Consider the following 1,791-nt stretch of genomic DNA (forward strand, 5'->3'; position numbering starts at 1 on the left):
GGGACCGCGCCCGAAGCCGGTGTGGCGCTCGCTGCCGCCGCCGGTCGCCGCCTTCGCCGAGGCACCGCCCTTCGACTTCCGCGTCGGCATCCCCGACGCCGCGCTGTTCCCGCTCGAAACCTGGCGGCGCTTCCTGGCGCGCGAACTCCGCGACAGCGTCGCCCACTACGCCGACCCGGCCGGCCATCCGGCCCTGCGCGCGGCGATCGCCCGGCACGCCGGCGTTTCCCGTTCGGTACGCGCGGCCGCCGACGACGTCCTCGTCACCCAAGGCGCGCAGCAGGCATTGGACCTCCTGTGCCGCGTGCTGCTGTCCCCGGGCGACCGCGTCGCCGTCGAAGAGCCCGGCTACCGGCTGGCCAAGCTGCTGTTCGCCTCGCACGGCGCCGAAGTCGTCGGCGTGCCGGTGGACGGCGAAGGCCTCGACGTCTCGGCGCTGCCGCCGCGCACGAAGCTGGTGTACGTGACGCCGTCCCACCAGTTCCCGCTCGGCACGCCGATGTCACTGACCCGGCGCACGGCCCTGCTGGCGTGGGCTTCGCGCGCGGACGCGCTCGTGGTCGAGGACGACTACGACAGCGAGTTCCGGTTTTCGGACCGGCCGCTGGAGCCGTTGCAGAGCCTGGACCGCGACGGTCGGGTGGCGTACGTGGGGTCGTTCTCGAAGACGCTGCTTCCGATGCTGCGCCTGGGTTTCCTGGTGGCGCCGCCCTCGCTGCGGGAGGCGCTGCGCCACGCCCGGCAGCTTTCGGACTGGCACGGCGACCTGTCCGCGCAGGCGGCGCTGGCCCGGTTCATCGACGAGGGCTTGTTCGCGCGGCACCTCCGCCGGGCGACGAAGGTGTACGCGGAACGGCACGAGCGGCTGGTGTCCACTTTGGACCGCCGGTTCGCGGGCCGCCTGCGGGTGGTCCCGTCGGCGGCGGGCCTGCACTTGTGCGCGCTGGCGGACGCCGACCTGGAGCCGATCGCCGCCCGCGCGTCGGCCGCGGGGGTGGCGGTGCAGACGCTTTCCGATCTGTGCGGCGGTTTTCCGTTGCCCGGATTGGTGCTGGGTTATGGCTCGATCCCGGTGGAGAGGATCGGCGACGGGCTCGCGGCACTGGACGGGGCCTGGGGCTCCACGTAGTGGTCCGTCCGCCGCCGCGCCGCGATCAGCAAGCCGCCCAAACATGTCGCCATCGCCGTCGCGACCACCACCAGCCACCCGCGCCGGAAGTCCGCCAGGTCCGGTGTTCCCGCGAACACCGCCACCAGCACCGCCGTCCCCAGCACCGTGCCGATCTGCCGCATCGTCGTCACCATCGACGACCCCGCACCCCACCTCGGCGGCGGCAGGACCGTGCCCACCACGCCCGACAGGCTCGGCAGGATCAACCCCACGCCCACACCCGTCAGCAGCTGGCCGGGCAGCATCGACGCCGCGTAGTCCGGGGTCGCGTCCATGCGCAGCACCCAGATCAGCGCACCCGCGCCGAACGACACCGCGCCGAGGGCGACCACCGGGCCCGGGCCGAAGCGGTGGACGAAACGGCCGCCGAGGATGGACACCGGGACCACCATCAGCGGGCCCGGGGCCAGTGACAGGCCCGCGACCAGGATCGAGTCGTGCCAGATCGAGGTCAGGAACAGGACGTTGCCGAAGAGCATCGCCGCGAAGCCGGCCGCGAACACGCCCGTCGTCGCGCACGCCAGCCACAGCGTCGGGACGCGCAGGGCGGGCAGGTCCAGCACCGGCACCGCGTGGCGCGCCGAGCGCCACGGGACCCACGCCAGCGCGAGCGCCGCCAC

General features: G+C 73.8%; 2 protein-coding genes. One reads left to right on the plus strand and one right to left on the minus strand.

The window, feature by feature from the left end; all coding sequences use genetic code 11:
* Positions 1 to 1,129, plus strand: a 1,129-nt coding sequence (locus G3I65_RS24800) for a PLP-dependent aminotransferase family protein (protein ID WP_160698230.1), incomplete at its 5' end; no start/stop codon positions are given.
* On the opposite strand, the gene G3I65_RS24805 is transcribed toward G3I65_RS24800, so the two are convergent.
* Positions 1,057 to 1,791 (minus strand): MFS transporter (locus tag G3I65_RS24805; RefSeq protein ID WP_160698231.1); only part of this gene is annotated, 735 nt, incomplete at its 5' end. The genes G3I65_RS24800 and G3I65_RS24805 overlap by 73 nt on opposite strands.

The sequence above is a fragment of the Amycolatopsis sp. SID8362 genome (genome assembly GCF_010550475.1).
Lineage (GTDB): Bacteria > Actinomycetota > Actinomycetes > Mycobacteriales > Pseudonocardiaceae > Amycolatopsis > Amycolatopsis eburnea.